At 61.9% G+C, this 16,804-nt stretch carries 17 protein-coding genes; 9 read left to right on the forward strand and 8 right to left on the reverse strand.

Annotated elements, in window-relative coordinates; translation table 11 throughout:
• Positions 1-12: 12 nt before the first annotated feature.
• From benB to ABIE52_RS25340, 4 genes are all read right to left on the reverse strand, one after another.
• Entirely contained in the window at positions 13-522 is a 510-nt protein-coding gene (gene benB, locus ABIE52_RS25325; RefSeq protein WP_065351507.1) for a benzoate 1,2-dioxygenase small subunit, read from the reverse strand.
• Positions 523-533: 11 nt separating this feature from the next.
• Entirely contained in the window at positions 534-1,931 is a 1,398-nt protein-coding gene (gene benA, locus ABIE52_RS25330) for a benzoate 1,2-dioxygenase large subunit (RefSeq protein WP_042447174.1), read from the reverse strand.
• Positions 1,932-2,191: 260 nt separating this feature from the next.
• A complete protein-coding gene (locus ABIE52_RS25335) occupies positions 2,192-3,820 on the reverse strand; it encodes a 4-hydroxyphenylacetate 3-hydroxylase family protein (protein ID WP_003939685.1) in 1,629 nt (542 codons plus the stop codon).
• 11 nt (positions 3,821-3,831) lie between these two features.
• A complete protein-coding gene (locus ABIE52_RS25340; protein ID WP_007729773.1) occupies positions 3,832-4,401 on the reverse strand; it encodes a flavin reductase family protein in 570 nt (189 codons plus the stop codon).
• Positions 4,402-4,674: 273 nt separating this feature from the next.
• Here ABIE52_RS25340 and ABIE52_RS25345 point away from each other — a divergent pair, with 273 nt between their 5' ends.
• The gene (locus ABIE52_RS25345) at positions 4,675-5,613 is read left to right on the forward strand and encodes an AraC family transcriptional regulator (RefSeq protein ID WP_007729772.1); all 939 of its coding nucleotides are present in this window, start codon (positions 4,675-4,677) and stop codon (positions 5,611-5,613) included.
• Here the strand turns inward: ABIE52_RS25345 and ABIE52_RS25350 are convergent.
• Positions 5,610-6,380 carry an IclR family transcriptional regulator gene (locus tag ABIE52_RS25350; RefSeq protein ID WP_192712155.1) on the reverse strand — a complete coding sequence of 257 codons (771 nt, stop codon included), beginning with the start codon at positions 6,378-6,380 and terminating at the stop codon, positions 5,610-5,612. The two genes, ABIE52_RS25345 and ABIE52_RS25350, sit on opposite strands and share 4 nt — an antisense overlap.
• A gap of 199 nt (positions 6,381-6,579) precedes the next feature.
• On the opposite strand from ABIE52_RS25350, the gene catA reads away from it, so the two are divergent.
• From catA to ABIE52_RS25380, 6 genes are all read left to right on the forward strand, one after another.
• Complete coding sequence (catA, locus tag ABIE52_RS25355; protein WP_003940427.1) at positions 6,580-7,419, forward strand: catechol 1,2-dioxygenase; 840 nt, start codon at positions 6,580-6,582, stop codon at positions 7,417-7,419.
• 29 nt (positions 7,420-7,448) lie between these two features.
• A complete protein-coding gene (locus ABIE52_RS25360) occupies positions 7,449-8,570 on the forward strand; it encodes a muconate/chloromuconate family cycloisomerase (protein ID WP_192712156.1) in 1,122 nt (373 codons plus the stop codon).
• Positions 8,571-8,583: 13 nt separating this feature from the next.
• Entirely contained in the window at positions 8,584-8,865 is a 282-nt protein-coding gene (gene catC / locus ABIE52_RS25365) for a muconolactone Delta-isomerase (protein ID WP_007729770.1), read from the forward strand.
• A gap of 6 nt (positions 8,866-8,871) precedes the next feature.
• On the forward strand, positions 8,872-9,819 hold the full coding sequence (locus ABIE52_RS25370; RefSeq protein WP_192712157.1) for a helix-turn-helix domain-containing protein: 948 nt from the start codon (positions 8,872-8,874) through the stop codon (positions 9,817-9,819).
• 154 nt (positions 9,820-9,973) lie between these two features.
• Complete coding sequence (locus tag ABIE52_RS25375; RefSeq protein WP_192712158.1) at positions 9,974-11,437, forward strand: benzaldehyde dehydrogenase; 1,464 nt, start codon at positions 9,974-9,976, stop codon at positions 11,435-11,437.
• Positions 11,438-11,454: 17 nt separating this feature from the next.
• Positions 11,455-11,820, forward strand: coding sequence for a cupin domain-containing protein (locus ABIE52_RS25380; protein ID WP_003939951.1), 366 nt, complete (start codon positions 11,455-11,457; stop codon positions 11,818-11,820).
• A gap of 21 nt (positions 11,821-11,841) precedes the next feature.
• On the opposite strand, the gene ABIE52_RS25385 is transcribed toward ABIE52_RS25380, so the two are convergent.
• Together ABIE52_RS25385 and ABIE52_RS25390 are read right to left on the reverse strand one after the other, a co-directional pair.
• Positions 11,842-12,471: a response regulator gene (locus ABIE52_RS25385; RefSeq protein WP_007729766.1), complete on the reverse strand. Its 630-nt coding sequence runs from the start codon at positions 12,469-12,471 to the stop codon at positions 11,842-11,844.
• On the reverse strand, positions 12,468-13,637 hold the full coding sequence (locus ABIE52_RS25390; protein ID WP_192712349.1) for a sensor histidine kinase: 1,170 nt from the start codon (positions 13,635-13,637) through the stop codon (positions 12,468-12,470). Before ABIE52_RS25390 ends, ABIE52_RS25385 begins: the two co-directional genes overlap by 4 nt.
• Positions 13,638-13,821: 184 nt before the next feature.
• On the opposite strand from ABIE52_RS25390, the gene ABIE52_RS25395 reads away from it, so the two are divergent.
• Positions 13,822-14,412, forward strand: coding sequence for a GlcG/HbpS family heme-binding protein (locus ABIE52_RS25395; protein ID WP_058226663.1), 591 nt, complete (start codon positions 13,822-13,824; stop codon positions 14,410-14,412).
• A 246-nt stretch (positions 14,413-14,658) separates the two neighbouring features.
• Positions 14,659-15,609: an alpha/beta hydrolase gene (locus ABIE52_RS25400; RefSeq protein ID WP_003940156.1), complete on the forward strand. Its 951-nt coding sequence runs from the start codon at positions 14,659-14,661 to the stop codon at positions 15,607-15,609.
• A gap of 58 nt (positions 15,610-15,667) precedes the next feature.
• Here the strand turns inward: ABIE52_RS25400 and ABIE52_RS25405 are convergent, their stop codons facing one another.
• Entirely contained in the window at positions 15,668-16,783 is a 1,116-nt protein-coding gene (locus ABIE52_RS25405) for an NDMA-dependent alcohol dehydrogenase (RefSeq protein WP_192712159.1), read from the reverse strand.
• Between the last annotated feature and the right edge of the window lie 21 nt (positions 16,784-16,804).

Consider the following 16,804-nt stretch of genomic DNA (forward strand, 5'->3'; position numbering starts at 1 on the left):
AGGGAAGTCGTGTCAGAAGTGGTAGATGTCGACCACGTGATGGATGTAGTCGTTCTTGAGGACTACCTTCTTCTTCATGATCAACGGCTGCTCGCCCGCGAAGTCGATCGTGTAGTGCGAGGTGCCGAAGTAGGTATCGACTGTGTTGTAGCGGAAGTACAGCGTGAACCAATTGAAGCGGACGTCGACGACGAAGCCGCGTTCTTCGATCACTTCCACGTTGGTGATGTTGTGACCGGTGCGGGGCTCGGGAAGGCTTGTCGCGCTGGAACGGTCAGTCCTGATTCGGAACACGCGGTCCTCGATACCGCCGCGATTCGGGTAGTAGATCAGGGAGATCTCTGCGGCCGGGTCCGTGGTCAGCTCGCCGTCGTCCGCCCATGCGGGCATCCAGTACTCGGAATCGGGGTGGTAGCACTCGATCCACTTCTCGAACTCGCGATCGTCCAGATAGCGAGCCTCACGGTAGAGAAACTGCTGCACTGTTTCGAGGGCGACGGCATTGGTGGTGGTGACAGTCATGATGATGGTCCTCAGATGGTCCGGTTGGAAGCGGCTTGCTCGGCATCTACGGCCGCAAGCATGGCGTCGCGCCAGTACCCGTGCTGAATGGGATACAAGCCTTCGTCCTCGGTCTTGGCTCCGCTCGAGAGCACACGATTCATGCCGAGATCCTTCGCGACGTCGTTCGGACCGGGAATCTGGTGTGTGACGCCACGGCTGAGGTCGTTCCACGGGGCGCCGGCTGCCTGGTAGGTCTTCTGGCAGGAACGGAACTCTTCGAGATCGTCCGGAGTGGCCATACCGCTGGCATTGAAGAAGTCCTCGTACTGACGGATGCGGTTGCTGCGCGCTTCGGCGCTCTCTCCCTTGGGCGCGATGCAGTAGATGGTGACTTCGGTCTGGTCCACGGAGATCGGACGGAAGTGCCGGATCTGGCTGCTGAACTGATCCATGAGGTAGACGTTCGGATACAGGCAGAGGTTCCTCGACGCACCGACCATGAATTCGGCCTTCTTGGAACCGAACTGAGCCTCCAGTTCTGCTTTGCGTTCGAACAGGGGTCGGTCCTCGGGATTGCCCCACCACATCCAGAGCAGGAGGTGGCCGTAGTCGTAGGAGAAGTATCCACCGCCCTGCTTCCCCCAGGTGCCGGCGTCCATGGCTTTGGTCTCGTTGGACGATTCACCGGCGGTGCGGCGAGCGGTGGTAGCGGCGTAGTTCCAGTGCGTCGAAGACACGTGGTAGCCGTCGGCACCGTTCTCGGTCTGCAACTTCCAGTTGCCGTCGTAGGTGTAGGTGGATGCACCGCGCAGAACTTCGAGTCCGTCAGGTGACTGATCGACGATCATGTCGATGACCTTCGTGGTGTCACCGAGGTGCTCTTCGAGTGGCAGCACGTCGGGGTTGAGGCTGCCGAAGAGGAAGCCGCGATAGTTCTCGAACCGCGCCACCCTGGTCAGGTCGTGTGAGCCGTCTTTGTTGAACTGCTCCGGATAGCCACCGGTGCGAGCGTCCTTGGCCTTGAGGAGTTTTCCGCTGTTGTTGAAGGTCCAGCCGTGGAACGGGCAGGTGAAGGTGGTTCGGTTGTCGGTCTTACGGCGACAGAGCATCGCACCGCGGTGGCTGCATGCGTTGATCAGCGCACCCAATTCGCCGTCCTTGTTGCGGGTGATCACAATGGGCTGACGGCCCATGTAGGTGGTGAAGTAGTCGCCGACGTTCGGGATCTGGCTCTCGTGCGCGAGGTAGATCCAATTGCCTTCGAAGATGTGCGTCATCTCGAGTTCGAACAGTTGCTCGTCCGTGAAGACGCTGCGCCGCACCTGGTAGCGGCCGGTCTCCGGGTCCTCGACGAGCGCGTCGTCGAGGGCGGCGCGGATGTTCGCGAACTGGTCGGTGCCGCGGGCAGCATCCAACATATCCGTCATGGGTGTCCTCCAGATAAGAGTGGGCGCCTACCGAGAAAGCCGAGGGCTGTCGGACCAAATCGGTGGGACCCGCTTTCCGGACGGGGCTGCGTCCGGTACTGAATTCACCTTGACATCGTGTGTCTCGGGTCACACTAGGCAATTGCCTAGTCCTGACCAAGGGTGCAGTGTTCGTCGAATTCTGCTGATGGGCCATGCCTGCTGAAGACGACGACCAGGGCGGACTCGACATCGCGAGTCCGCCCTACCTGCCGCGTGAGCTACCGGTTCTTGAAGAACGAGACGTCGTCGTTGCCGATGAGGTCAGGGACCGTCCAGCCGTCGAGGTCGTATTCACTCAAGCACTGCTCGGCCAGTCCCTTCATGGAACTTGCGTGTCCACGATTCTGGGCTGCGAACAGCAGTTCGGCTTTGACGTTCTCGTGATTGCCGGAGTAGTTGCGCTCGTAGAGTTCGTGTCGGCCGCCGAACTCGGTCCCGATCGAATCCCACAGCGCCTTCATGACTTTCACGCGGTCGACGGCGGTGATGCCGTCGGAACCGCGAACGTACTTGTCGAGGTACGGACGCACGTCCGGGCTCTTGAAGTCGAGTGAACTCGAAGGCAGGTAGATCAAGCCCGACGCGACGTCCTGTTCGATGATCTCCTTGATCCGCGGGTACCCCTGGATCATGAACATTCGATAGGTGAGGCCGTACTCGAGCTTCGGGATCACCGAATCGCCGACCCACTGTTCGGGATCGCGTGCCATCGATTCGGTCAACGACCAGAAGAGGTTTCGCCACCCGATCACCTCACCGACACGGGTCTGGACTCCGCGGAAGCCGCCGGCGCCGGTGGCTTCGAGTGCCTTCATCAACAGTCCGGCGATGAAGTCGAGCTTGACGGCCAGGCGAGTGCAGCCCTGAAAGGTGAAGCGCGGCAGGAAGCCCGATTGAGGGAAGAATGCGTTGATCCGGTCGACGTCGCCGTACATGAAGACGTTTTCCCACGGAACCAACACCTTGTCGAAGACGAAGATGGTGTCGTTCTCGTCCATGCGACTCGACAGCGGATAATCGAACGGACTGCCCATCACCGCGGCATGTTCGGTGTACGAGGTGCGGCAGATCAGCTTCACACCCGGCGCGTCCATCGGTACCGTGCAGATCAGGGCGAACTGCTTCTTCTTGATCGGCAGACCGTAGTGAGCGATGAAGTTGTAGTTCGTGATCGCCGATCCGGTGGCGACCACTTTGGCGCCGCTGACGATCAAACCTGCGTCGGTTTCCTTCTCCACCTTCATGAAGACGTCACCGACCTCGTCCGGTGGAAGTTGGCGATCCACCGGGGGATTGATGATCGCGTGGTTCCAGTACAGAACTTTCTCCTGCGATTCGCGGTACCAGCGTTCGGCGTTGTCCTGGAACGGTGCGTACAACTCCTTGTTGGCGTGGAGGGTGCCCAGGAAACTCGCCTTGTAGTCGGGGGAACGGCCCATCCAGCCGTAGGTCATACGAGCCCACGTCGCGATGGCGTCGCGTTCCTTGAGCAGATCGGCCGACGACGTCGGAGTGCGGAAGAACGGCATGGTGACACCGCCGTTGCCCGTGTCCGTCGGAACGGTCAAGGCGTCCACGTGCTCGCCCGTATGCAGAGCGTCGTACAGCCTTGCGGTCATGCGGATCGGATTCCGGAACGCGGGGTGCGTCGTGACGTCCTTGACGCGATCACCGTGAAGCCAGATCTCGCGGCCGTCCTGCAGGCTCGAGATGTACTCGTCACCGGTCATCGGTCGGGTGGCGAAGTTCTTCGTGCGGTTGGCTTCGCAATCGGCGGCCGGATTGACCTGTGGCGCTCCGGAATCTGCGGGATCGACGCCGGTGGGAGGAATTTCGGTGGTCGTCATGGCAAAGCCTTTCAGATCGTTTGGGGTGCGGGCTGAAGATGAATCGGGGTGAACGAAGTGGTGGCGTCGAACCAGCCGCTGTGGGGGTCGTCCTGACTTCCGTTCCAGACTGTGGTCGACGAGGTAGCGCCTAGATCGTGAAAAGTGCTTCGGTAGAACAGAAGCGGATCCTTGCCACTCGACTGAGCGTCGACGATCTCGCCGATGAAGATGATGTGGTCACCGCCGTCGTACTCCCTCCACGGGACGCACGAGATGGTTGCTGCGGCGCCGTCGAGCAGGGGAGCGGTCGGTCCGTCGATCCACCTCGGCTCGGTGCGCTGCGGTCGGCCGGCAAAATGCATGGCCGTGTCCACTTGGTCGGAGGCAAGGATGTTGACCGCAAACGGCGCGTTGCCGAGGTAGCCGCACGCCTTGGACTTGCGAGTCATCGTGATCTGGCACAGCCGTGGTTCCAGGGAAATGGCCGTGAATGCGGTGACCGTGGCTCCGTGTGGTTGACCGTCGGCATTGGTACAGGTGATGACGGTGACGCCGCTCGCGAATTGACCGAAGATTCCTCGAAGCTGATTTTGTTCCATGACCGGACCTCCTTGTCGGATGGCGGTTGAGTGAGAGTGCCGCGAAGTGCGGGAGGGAAGTAGTGGGCGACTCGCGCCGGGAGTGAAGACGAACGTACGGCGGGCGCAGGCTTCGGTCGATCCGTACAGCGCGGTGGCTATCCGGATTGCGCACCCGATCGCGGCCCGTACCCGTTTTCTCTTGGAAGTGACCGGGGACACAGTGTTCAATGATGTTCAGCGCCCTTGCTCGGCAATGTGGCTGGTCACGGGTTTGGAAGGTGAAGAAGGACGATGGTCGACTCCATGATCGGTACTGCTCCCCGCGACTGGGACGAGGCGTGTCATGCGGTTTCGGACGCCTATTTTCCGCACACGCTGACGCCGTTGTCTCGGCATGCGGCCAGTGGAGTCGGGGTGTGCACCACCGAGTTGGGACCGCTGAGGATCGCTCATATTCGGTGGGGAGCTGACGTCGCCGTCGAATCCGATCATCCCGGTGCCTATGGGGTGAACATCCCGCTCTCGGGCGAGCTCGAGTCGGTGTTCGCGGGCTCGCACGTGCTCTCGACGCAGGGTGTTGCGACGGTATGTCCACCCGACATCACGACGAGAATTACGCGGTGGAGTGCGGACTGCGAGATCGTCGGAGTCCGGATGGACCGTCAGTACCTCGACCGTGAGATGGAAAAGGTTCTCGGTCGACCCGGAATGCACTTGCCTGATCAGGTGGATCTTCGGGGCGACGACGGAGCCAGATGGCTGAAATTTGTTCGCTCACTGTCGGATCAGATACTCGGCCCGGTCGGCGTGCTGCACAACGAACTGGTGGCAGGTCAGCTCTCCGGCGCCGTGGTCACGGCATTCGTCCTTGCCGCAATGCCCGAAAGCGAGGACGCGGTGCGACACGCCAGGCCGCGCATCGTCAAGCGGGTGCTCGACGAGATGCACGACGACCCGGCCCGCGTGTGGACCGCAGCCGAGATGGCGGAGGTGGCGGGCGTCAGCGTACGGAGATTGCAGGAGGGATTTCGGCAGTATGTGGGCCGGAGTCCGTCGGAATGCCTGCTCGACATCCGTCTCGAGCGGGTCCATGCAGATCTGGTGGATGCCGACGACTCGACGACGGTCACCGATGTCGCTGTGAGATGGGGTTTCACGCACACCGGACGGTTCGCGTCGTCCTTTCGGCGTAAGTACGGATTGCTGCCTTCCGAGGTGTTGAGGCGCTAGCTTCGGTACCCCATGTCCGCGCTGAGTTGGTTCGCCTTTTCGACGAGGAAAGGCGCGACGTCGGCGCGGAAAGCTTCCGGGGATGTTCGTCCGGCCGAGGTCGAACACGCTGTCACTCCGACGACGCTTCCACCGGCGTCGCGGACGGGAGCAGCGAGGGAAATCAGGCCGTCTTCCAGTTCTTCCGATGTGAGCGCGTATCCCTGCTCGCGCACCACCCGGAGGGCGGTATGGAATGCGCCTTCGTCGGTGATCGTGGTGGGTGTGAGGGCGTCGAACGCGGAGTTCGCGATGACGTTGTCGACGATTTCGGTTGGCGCCCAAGCTAGCAGGGCTCGACCCATGGAGGTGGCATATGCAGGCACTCTGGTGCCGACGCTGACGTTGATGCTCATGATCCGCCGGACGGGTACACGCGCGGCGTAGACCACGTCGACACCGTCGAGCACCCCGAGCGACGCCGACTCGTGGGTGTGTTCTGCGATCTCCAACAGACGAGGGAGCGCCGCCTCCGTCAAGGCATGTGATGCCGAGAAGTGCTGCCCGATGCTCAGAACGCGTGGGGTGAGCGACCACCGACTGTTGTTGCCGGTGACGTATCCGAGCTTCTGCAGCGTGAGGAGGATGCGCCGGACCGCTGGGCGGGAGAGACCCGTTTCGGCGGCAAGATCGGCGAGCGACGGGTTGGGGTTCTTCTCGTCGAAGGCCGTCAGCACAGCAAATCCACGCTCGATGCTCTGGATGTAATCGCGATCGTTCTCGCTCACGGAATGGCCTTTCATCTGCGGGTATGCCCGATCGGCGCCTTCGAAGGTTGACAAACCTTGTGACTGGGCGCACAGTACAAGCGTACGCACAGCGTAACAGATGTACGCAGAGCGTACAACCCAAACTTGGGGAGCCGACGCAGCCCAGCAGTACGGCACCCACCCGGTAACAGCCACATACGGCCCCGAGGAGGACCACATGACCACTTCCGAGAGCCCCACCGCAGTAGGTTCGGGTACTGCCGCCACCGACAAGTTCCTCCAGGAACGAGTCAGCGCGGACACCCCGCCCGAACGCGTCTCGGCCATCGCCAAGGACGTGCTCGAGGCACTCGCAGGCGTCATCGACAAGCACGGCATCACCTACCCCGAGTACCGCGTCCTCAAGCAGTGGCTCATCGACATCGGCCAGTTCGGCGAGTGGCCCCTGTGGCTGGACGTCTTCCTCGAGCACAACGTCGAGGAGGTTGCGTACCGCGGCCAGCACGGCACCAAGGGAAGCATCGAGGGCCCGTACTACGTTGCCGATGCCAAGACGTTGCCTGCTAAGTGTGAACTTCCGATGCGTGACAACGAGGTTGGATCGAAGCTGGTCTTCGAGGGCCAGGTTCGCGATCTCGACGGCAAGGGGTTGGGCGGTGCAACCGTCGAACTCTGGCACGCGGACGACGAAGGCTACTACTCCCATTTCGCGCCGCACATCCCCGACGGCAACCTCCGCGGAACGATCGTCGCCGACGACGAGGGACGCTTCGAGATCACCACGATTCAGCCTGCGCCGTATCAGATCCCGACCGACGGCCCCACCGGCTGGTTCATCGAGAAGGCCGGCTGGCACCCGTGGCGTCCGGCTCACCTGCACCTCATGGTGAAGGCTCCCGGTAAGCGCACCATCACCACCCAGCTCTATTTCAAGGATGGAGAGTGGATCGAGAACGACGTGGCAACGGCGACGAAGCCCGAACTGATTCTCGATCCGAAGCCAGGTGCCGACGGAACCAACCGGGTCACATACGACTTCGTGCTCGATCCGGCCTGATCCACAACTGCTCTGAAGAAAGTGATTTGATGACAGACCTGTCGATCGTCTCCATCGAGACGACCATCCTCGACGTTCCGCTGGTTCGCCCCCACAAGTTCGCCACCACGTCGATGACGGCGCAGCCGTTGTTGCTGGTCGCGATTCGCACCTCCGACGGGGTGATCGGATACGGCGAAGGAGTCGTTCCGGGCGGGCCGTGGTGGGGTGGCGAATCGGTGGAGACGATGCAGGTCATCATCGAGAAGTACATCGCTCCCGTGGTGGTCGGCAGGCGCGTGGATCACATCACCGCGATCATGGCCGACATCGAAAAAGTTGTTGCCAATGCACGATTCGCGAAGGCCGCCGTCGACGTGGCGTTGCACGACGCCTGGGCGCGTAGCCTGGGAGTCCCCGTGCACACGCTCCTCGGCGGGGCTTTCCGCGAGAGTGTCGACGTCACGTGGGCGCTGGGTGCTTCGCCGGCGGACGAGATCATCGAGGAAGCTCACGAAAAGCTCGAATCCCGGCTCAATTTCAGCTTCAAACTCAAGATGGGAGCACTCGATCCAGCAGTCGACGTTGCGCGCATCGTCAACATCGCGCAGGCGCTGGACGGCCACGCCGGAGTCCGTGTCGACGTCAACGCACGGTGGGATCGCTTCACTGCCCTGCGGTACTTGCCGCAACTCGCCGAGGGTGGAGTCGAACTGATCGAACAACCCACTCCGGCAGACCAAATCGAGGTCCTCGCCGAACTCAGTAGGCTTCTACCGATTCCGATCATGGCCGACGAGAGTGTGCAGACCCCACACGACGCTCTGGAAATCGCCCGCCGGAGCGCCGTCGATGTCATCGCCCTCAAGACCACCAAATGTGGTGGCCTCCAGCGCAGCCGCGACATCGTCGCGATTGCCAAGGCCGCCGGTATCGCGTGCCACGGTGCGACGTCCATCGAAGGCCCGATCGGCACGGCCGCTTCGTTGCACTTCGCGTGCGCCGAGCCCGGAATCAACTTCGGAACAGAGCTTTTCGGCCCACTGCTCTTCAGTGAAGAGTTGCTTCAGGAACCCCTGAAGTATTCCGAGGGTCAGTTGCACCTCCCCGCCGGACCTGGCCTGGGAGTCGAACTGAACATGGACGCCGTCAAGACCTGGACCAGGAACTAGAGGATAGAAGAACATGGCACTCTTTCACGTTCGGATGGACGTCGATATTCCGCGCGACCTGGATCCGGAAGTACGCGCCGATACCGTCGCAACGGAGAAGGCGTACTCGCAAGACCTTCAGCGACAGGGAAAGTGGGTGCATCTGTGGCGAATTGTGGGACAGTTCAGCAACATCAGCATCTTCGATGTCGAGTCGGCTGACGAACTCCATGAGATTCTCTGGAAACTGCCCCTGTTCCCGTACATGACCATCGAGGTCATGCCGTTGACGCAGCACGGATCTTCGATCAAGTAGCCCGCCATGTCTGCCGTGTCTGCCACGCCTCCGAGCCTGCCGGAATCTGTGCAGCAGTGGCACTGCGAGATGTCGGAGACCTTCGGTGGCCTGTGCCCCGAGAGTTTCGTCGATGCCGCGCCTGTCGGTACGGTCAGCGGCGTAAGTCTCGGGGACGTAGGCGCTTTCGACATCTCCGGTTCACCGCAGATACTGCGGCGGAGCGCACGCGCAGCAAAGCGACACGGTAGTGATCTGCTCAAGATCTGCACGGTCCGAACCGGGAGCGCGATACTGCGCCAATCGGACCGCGAGTTGACGGCCCCGCCCGGCGCGATGATTCTCTACGACGTCGAGCATTCGTACGCGCTGCGTTTCGACGGTCACTGGTCGTGCACCGTCATGACCCTACCGCGCAGTGCGGTGAGTCTGACCGAGCGAGAACTGAATTGCGCGCTCGAGCGCACCCACGACGGTCGGCGTGGGTCCGGTGCATTGCTGGAAAATTTCATCTCGGGCGCTGTTGCATCCCAGGTCGACGGCAGCGCAGCCGGGCTTCTCGGAGATGCTGGAGTCAATCTCGCTTCGGCAGTTCTGATGCAAGGATCTGCGCCCGCGACACCCGGACGTGCGACGCGAGAGGAGATCTTGCGATATGCGCTTCGGAATCTCGACTCACCAGACCTCTCGGTCGCGTCGATCGCCGGTGCGTTGCACCTGTCGCCGCGAACCGTTCAGCGTCACTTCGGTGACGGGGATCTGACCCTCAGTGCGCTGATTCGCCGCGAACGGTTGATCCGCGTACGCCGCGATCTCACCGACGTCTCACTGCGGGATCATTCGATCTCCATCCTGGCCGCACGATGGTGTTTCCATGACGCACCAGCGTTTTCGCGTGCGTTCAAAGCGGAATTCGGTGCGGCGCCGTCGGAAGTACGTAACTCGCCTGATCCGAACGCGCGCGAACGTCACTGATCTGTCGCATCCGAACAACAAACGTGTCCGATCACGACAACTGGGAGCCCGAATACCGGGGCAGAGTGTGTTTCAGATCGCTTTTTCAGGCTCGCGAAGAGCTCAGGTCCACGAACAGCGAGGACCGCAGCGAAAGCTACGAATCGAGGAACGCATGACGAATCTGCTCGCTCATCAGCAATGGCACGGAAAGATTTTCGACGGCCAATGGATCGACGGAGGCGGTGACACCGTCGAGTCGCTCGAACCGGCTACCGGCGAGGTGCTCGGTGTGATCGGCACGGCGACTGCTGCGGATATCGATCGAGCGGCACACATCGCGTCGGCCGCGCAGCCGGCGTGGGCGGCGACGATCGGGCAGGCTCGCGCTTCGGTGATCCGTAAGGCAGCGCAGATTTTGGAAGCCGAGCGAGCCGAGGTGGAGCGCTGGTTGATCCGTGAAGGTGGTTCCGTACCAGGGAAAGCCGCATTCGAAGTTGATCTTGTCATCTCCGAACTGTGGGAAGCCTCGGCACTGCCGACACAGCCGTTCGGGCACCTTCTGCCCGCCAGCCAAGAGGGGCGCACGAGCATCGGTCGCCGGGTGCCCCTGGGTGTGGTCGGCGTGATCAGCCCGTGGAATTTCCCGCTTCTCCTCGCCATGCGCGCTGTCGCCCCCGCCTTGGCGCTCGGAAATGGCGTCGTTCTCAAGCCGGATGTTCAAACCGCGATCAGCGGGGGTGCGGTCATCGCGGAATTGTTCACGTCCGCAGGTCTTCCCGAAGGCCTCCTGCATGTGCTCGCCGGTGACGCGGCACCTGGTCAGGCATTGTGCGAGAGCCCGAGCATCGCGATGGTGTCCTTCACGGGTTCGACCGCCGTCGGCCGTCAGGTCGGGGCAACTGCCGGTCGCACGCTCAAGCGTGTCTCGCTGGAACTGGGTGGGAACAATGCGCTGATCGTCCTCGACGACGCAGACCTGGATGCCGCGAGCTCGGCGGGCGCGTGGGGTTCGTTCCTGCATCAGGGGCAGGTCTGCATGACCGCAGGCCGCCACATCGTGTTGGAATCGGTCGCCGATCAGTACCTGGACCTGCTGGCCAAGCGCGCAGCGGTCCTGCCGGTCGGGGATCCCAATACGGGCGACTTCGCTCTCGGACCGCTCATCAACGCGCGGCAGATTGCGAACGTCGATCGAATCGTCCAGGGCACCAAGGCGGCCGGCGCCGAAATCCGCGCCGGTGGAACATACGAAGGGCTCTTCTATCAGCCGACCGTCCTGGCCGGAGTCACCTCGGACATGCCCGCGTTCCGTGAAGAAATCTTCGGGCCCGTGGCGCCCGTCGTGATCGTCAAGGACGAAGACGAGGCAGTCAGGACGGCCAATGACAGCGAATACGGTCTGGTTGCTGCCATTCAAACACGATCGGTTGAACGCGGCGAGCGGATCGCGGACCGACTGCGTACCGGCATCGTGCACATCAACGATCAGACTTTGAACAACGATGCCTATGCACCATTCGGTGGCACGGGTGCCTCCGGAAACGGCGCGAGATTCGGAACTCAAAGCAGTTGGGACGAATTCACCACCTGGCAGTGGCGAACCAGCCGGCCAGCAGCGCAGACCTTCCCCTTCTGAAGCCGAAAGGCACTCCGATGCACACCATCTCGGCTCACGATCTTCCCATCGTGTTGCAGGACGGCGAATTCGAACTGCGGATGCGAGAAGAAGGCGACATGATCGTCAACTTCGTCAAAATCCCTGCTGGTGCAGACTTCGCCGAACCGTTCGCACAATTGGAAGGCGGGCGCTGTCAATGTCCGCACTACGGATACGTCTTGAAAGGAAGGATCTACACAGATTCCGAAGCAGGTCGGCAAACCTACGATGCCGGCGACGTGTTCTACTGGGCACCCGGTCACGTTCCCGGAGCGATCGACGACTCGGAGTATGTCGACTTTGCTCCCAAGGCCGAATTCCTCGAACTGATCGACGGAGTGCGTAAGGCGATGGGCGGCTGAGCTGTTCGGCCGCCGCCGAGGTCAGCGTATTCCGTCGCGACGTAGTGCGACGGACACTGCGGCAGAGCGAGTATCGACACCGAGTTTGGCGTAGATGTGCCCGAGGTGTGTTTTCACCGTCGCTTCGCTGATGAAGAGTGCTTTACCCAGCTCGCGGTTGGTCATCCCCTCGGCGAGCAGGCTGAGCAGTTCGGACTCACGGGCGGTGAGCGCTTCCTGCGGGCGCTGCATCTGCTGGACGAGACGAGAGGCCACAGTGGGAGAGAGAACGCTGCGCCCGGCTACCGCGCCGCGCACCGCGCCGAAGATCTCGTCAGGAGTCGAGTCCTTGAGTAGGTAACCGATGGCACCGGCGTCCACGGCCCGCACGACGTCGGCGTCGGTGTCATACGTCGTGAAAACCAGTACGGGAACATCGACACCGTCGCTTCGCAGGCGTTTGATCGCTTCTGCACCGTGCATGCCGGTGCCCATGTCCAGATCCATCATCACCAGATCCGGTGAGGCCGACGGTATCGCCGTGGCCGCCTCCTCGCCGGACGATGCTTCGCCTACTACTTCGACGTCCGGCTGAGTGTTCAGCAGCGCTCTCAGCCCGGCTCGCACGACCAGATGATCGTCGACGAGGAACACGCGAATGGTGGTGGTCACCGGATCCTCCGTTCGAGAGGGAACTGGGCCGCGACGACGGTGCCGTCTCCCGGTGCACTTTCCACGGTGAACGATCCGCCGAGTTGTGCGATGCGACTTCGCATCGCACGCAGGCCGTATCCACCGTACCGAGAATGGTCGGCGAGCTTTCCCGGATCGAAGCCGACGCCGTCGTCGAAGATGTCTACGGAGATGGAGCTGTCGAGATACGTGATCGTCACGCCCGCCGTTTCGGCGCGAGCGTGGCGGGCGATGTTGGAGGCCGCGCTCGAGACCACTCGCACGACGGCATGAGCTACGTCCGAGGGCAAGATGACAACTTCACCGACGGTGCGGATCCGAACGGCCGGGACGAACTGGCGGGCGGCGGCCACGACCAAGGCGTCGAAGTCGCCCGTACCGCCCTTGGTCGGCGCCAGATCGTGGACGAGGTCGCGACTCTGCATCAAGCTCGTTCGGATGTTCTCTGCTGCGGCATCGACATCGGCTCGAGACGGCGAACCCGTTGTATTCCACGTTTGTTCGGCTGCCTCGAGCCGAAGAAGGGCGCTCGCCAGTCCCTGGGTAACGGTGTCGTGGATTTCGCGCGCGAGGCGCTCTCGCTCAGCGGCAACGCCGGCAGCGCGTTCGGTATCTGCCAATGCAGATTGAGCTTCTGCTACCTGACGCAGAAGCCGAAGGCGTTCTCGGGCATCTCGTTCCATCTGCCCGTACGCGGCCGCGACCAGTGCCGCGGTGCACAGCGGCCCGAGAAGTGTCACCAATTCGGCACGACCGGTGACCCGGTAGAACGCGATACCGGCGAGGACGCCCAGGATCCCGACGAGGGGGTAGGCGATCTTGCTCGGATACAGACGAATGCAAAGGAAGAGAACGGGAAACGCACACCACGCGAAACTCGGGGCAAGCCAGACCAGCGCTGCCCATGCGCTCAGTACCGGCCACATCCACAGCCGTTGGCGAACCACATCTCGCGAGGACACCGTGGCCATGACGGCGTAGAGCAGGGCGAGGACCACGGCCAGGACGAGTACCACCCCGAACCGACCGCTGGTCCCGTGGACTGTGACGTACCGAACTCCCGATGTAGACAGCAGTACGAAGAACGACGCGTGGATCGCATACGCCAACGGGCCGCGTAGGCCGCGTTCGGCGTCGGCGTTCATGGCTCCGTTACTCATCCCTCGAATGTTACGGAGGGCGCCAGGCCGTCGTATCAACCATTCGGATGATATCCGGGTAGCTGTAGGGGGCACGGTTCGTCACCCGAGCGCCCGATGTGCGCACCCGCACCCGGACGCGACGCTGTAGTGGACGGTTTCGAATCATTCGACTGAAAGTGTGCCCGATATGAACCACCGCATTTACACACGACTTCCCCGTACGCTCGCTGTCGCCGTTCCGGTTGTCGCAATCCTTGCCAGCGCCGCGTGCTCGACCACCGAAACACCGGTGGCGAACGCATCGAGCACGACGTCGATTTCTGCTACGCAGCAGCCTGCTGCGACCGGCGATTCGGCGATTGTCACTCAGAATCGACTCAGTGCCGACGCAGCAGTGAAGGCTGCTGGTGCGGCCCTGGCGAAATGCCGCGCCGACGGTCTCGGCTTCGTCACCGTCTCCGTCGTAGACCGTGCGGGAAATGTCATCGCCATGGTGCGCGGCGACAACGCAGCCCAGCACACGGTGGAAGCCTCACGCGAGAAGGCATACACCTCTGCAGCTTTCGGAGCCGACACCAGTGACCTCTCGCAGCGTACCAAAGGCGAAGGATCAACCATCGCCGACCTTCCCGGCACTCTCTTCCTTGCCGGTGGAGTCACATTGAAGGCTGGAGCCGGGTCGATCGCCGGTATCGGTGTCGGTGGCGCTCCAGACGGAATGCAGGACCAAGCGTGTGCTGCCGCAGGTCGTGATGCGATCGCTTCGTCACTCGGCTGAGTGAGCGCATTCAGCGTGCTTCGTGAATTGTGCTTTTCGCCACCTGGATTCGCTCGGCACGACAGTTGTCCGATTGTTGCGATGACCTCGACTTTGTAACACCGGAGCCCCCGGAAAGGGACAAACACGTCGACAGTGGAACCGACGATGCACTTACCGAAGCGAGTTTCTTGATGCGCAGTTTCGGGGAAAGACACAACCTTGCAGAGAATCAGATTCACGTTGCCCGAACGCAATACACGGCGGGTGCGGGTGCTCGTAGCGGCGTTGTTGTCGATATTCCTGCTCGGCGGTATGTTCGGTCCGACCGCTGCGAGTGCTACTCCGGCGCGCTCGGCGCCATGGGGTGGGTACGACGAGTTGTGGGTCCCGTCTTCGATGGGAAACATCAAGGTTCAGGTGCAGTGGGCCGCGCGCGGTGGCAACGCCGCGTTGTACCTGCTCGACGGTCTTCGCGCGCAAAACGACAGAAATGCTTGGAGTTTCGAAACGAACGCACTCGATCAGTACCGCAATGACAACATCACGTTGGTGATGCCGGTCGGCGGTGAGTCGAGTTTCTACACGGATTGGTACGCGCCGTCCAATTTCAACGCTCAGCCGATAACGTACAGGTGGGAAACGTTCCTCACCCGCGAGCTTCCGGACTTCCTTGCAGGGTATGGCGTTTCACCAACCAACAATGCGATCATCGGGTTGTCGATGGGCGGCAGTGCCGCGTTGAACCTGGCGGGGCATCATCGGGATCAGTTCAAGTTCGCCGGCTCGCTGTCCGGCTACATCAATATCTCGGGTCCGGGTATGCGTGAAGCGATCCGCGTAGCCATGTTCGACGCCGGCCGGTACAACGTCGATTCGATGTGGGGCCCGCCGTGGTCATCCGGATGGCTTCGCAACGACCCATTCGTCAACGCGGAATCGCTTCGCGGACTGTCGATGTACATTTCGTCGTCCAACGGCATCCCGGGACCGTACGATCATCCCTCTGCGCCGATCGATTACTTCCACACGGCGACGGGTATGGGGCTCGAGGCGCTCTCGTGGGTGCACGCGCGTGCATTCGAAATTCGCCTGAAATCCTTGGGAATCCCAGCGACGTACAGCTTTCCGCCCGCCGGAATTCACTCGTGGCCGTATTGGTCTGCTGAATTGTGGATGGCCAGAGGACAAATCCTCGACACCATGAACGCCTGGTGAAGCTGTAGTGAGGATCTCTCCGGACTTGCTCTCGATCGAAAGTCCGGAGAGAACTCGCTCAGAAGGCGATGATTCCACGGAGGTTGCGACCGGCATGCATGTCGGCGAAACCGTCGTTGATCTGGTCGAGGGTGTACCGGTTGGTGATCAGTCCTTCGAGTTCGAGCTTGCCGCTGGTGTAGAGATCGATCATCCAGGGAATGTCGGCGGTGGGATTGGATGCACCGAACAGGGATCCCTGAATTCTCTTCTGGTACAGCGTGAGTTCCATCAGGCTCACGGGAATTCCGACGTCCGTCATCTTCCCGAGGCCGGTGACCACGCAGGTTCCTGCCTTGCGGATCGACGAGAATGCCTGCGCGACATGTTCTTCGGTGGTCACGCCGACGGTGACGATGGCCGAATCCGCGCCCTGGCCGTTGGTGAACGAGCGCGCTATGTCGGTGGCTTCCTCCATGGTGGCCACGGCGTGGGTGGCGCCCAACTTCAATGCACTGTCGCGCTTGAACGCAACCGGATCCACCGCGATCACGTGGGCGGCGCCGGCATGCGAGGCGCCCTGCACCGCGTTGATTCCGATTCCGCCGACGCCCATGACGATGACAGTCTGCCCGGGATACACCTGAGCGGAGTTGACCGCGGCGCCCCAACCGGTTCCGACCCCGCAGCCGAGCAGACACAAAGCGTCGAGTGGCAGGTGCTTGTCGACTTTCACAGCCGAGAGAGTGCTGACCGTGGTGTATTCACTGAAGGTGGACAGGCCGCAGGTTTGTGCGACGGGCTGACCGTCGAGAGACATTCTGTAACTCGAGGTTTCGCCGGGTCTGCTGCCAGTCATGATGGCGGCGCCGTTGTCGCAGAGGTTCTGGATTCCGCTTGCACACCAACGGCAACGGCCGCAGGCGGCGAGGAACGAGAACACGACATGATCGCCCTCGGACCATCCTTCCGTGTTCGGCCCGACCTCGACGACGATTCCGGCGCCTTCGTGTCCGCCGCAGATGGGGTAGCGGCCGACTCCGTGGTCGCCGCTGGCGATGTGATCGTCCGAGTGGCACAGGCCTGAGGCGACCATTTTGACAGTGAGTTCGCCGCTGCGGGGTGAATCGAGTTCGAGATCGACCACCTCGTATGTGCCTGGTGCTTGGCGAATGACGGCTCCACGAGTGCGCAAGGTATCTCCTGAGGTAAGAGT

The organism is Rhodococcus sp. OAS809 (genome assembly GCF_040546695.1).
In the GTDB taxonomy this organism is placed as follows: Bacteria; Actinomycetota; Actinomycetes; order Mycobacteriales; family Mycobacteriaceae; genus Rhodococcus_F; species Rhodococcus_F qingshengii.

What these genes read in the sequence shown, in the direction of transcription:
- benB (WP_065351507.1), bottom strand. Translation starts at nt 522, where the DNA reads ATGACTGTCACCACCACCAATGCCGTCGCCCTCGAAACAGTGCAGCAG.
- benA (WP_042447174.1), bottom strand. Translation starts at nt 1,931, where the DNA reads ATGACGGATATGTTGGATGCTGCCCGCGGCACCGACCAGTTCGCGAAC.
- ABIE52_RS25335 (WP_003939685.1), bottom strand. Translation starts at nt 3,820, where the DNA reads ATGACGACCACCGAAATTCCTCCCACCGGCGTCGATCCCGCAGATTCC.
- ABIE52_RS25340 (WP_007729773.1), bottom strand. Translation starts at nt 4,401, where the DNA reads ATGGAACAAAATCAGCTTCGAGGAATCTTCGGTCAATTCGCGAGCGGC.
- ABIE52_RS25345 (WP_007729772.1), top strand. Translation starts at nt 4,675, where the DNA reads ATGGTCGACTCCATGATCGGTACTGCTCCCCGCGACTGGGACGAGGCG.
- catA (WP_003940427.1), top strand. Translation starts at nt 6,580, where the DNA reads ATGACCACTTCCGAGAGCCCCACCGCAGTAGGTTCGGGTACTGCCGCC.
- ABIE52_RS25360 (WP_192712156.1), top strand. Translation starts at nt 7,449, where the DNA reads ATGACAGACCTGTCGATCGTCTCCATCGAGACGACCATCCTCGACGTT.
- catC (WP_007729770.1), top strand. Translation starts at nt 8,584, where the DNA reads ATGGCACTCTTTCACGTTCGGATGGACGTCGATATTCCGCGCGACCTG.
- ABIE52_RS25370 (WP_192712157.1), top strand. Translation starts at nt 8,872, where the DNA reads ATGTCTGCCGTGTCTGCCACGCCTCCGAGCCTGCCGGAATCTGTGCAG.
- ABIE52_RS25375 (WP_192712158.1), top strand. Translation starts at nt 9,974, where the DNA reads ATGACGAATCTGCTCGCTCATCAGCAATGGCACGGAAAGATTTTCGAC.
- ABIE52_RS25380 (WP_003939951.1), top strand. Translation starts at nt 11,455, where the DNA reads ATGCACACCATCTCGGCTCACGATCTTCCCATCGTGTTGCAGGACGGC.
- ABIE52_RS25390 (WP_192712349.1), bottom strand. Translation starts at nt 13,637, where the DNA reads ATGAACGCCGACGCCGAACGCGGCCTACGCGGCCCGTTGGCGTATGCG.
- ABIE52_RS25395 (WP_058226663.1), top strand. Translation starts at nt 13,822, where the DNA reads ATGAACCACCGCATTTACACACGACTTCCCCGTACGCTCGCTGTCGCC.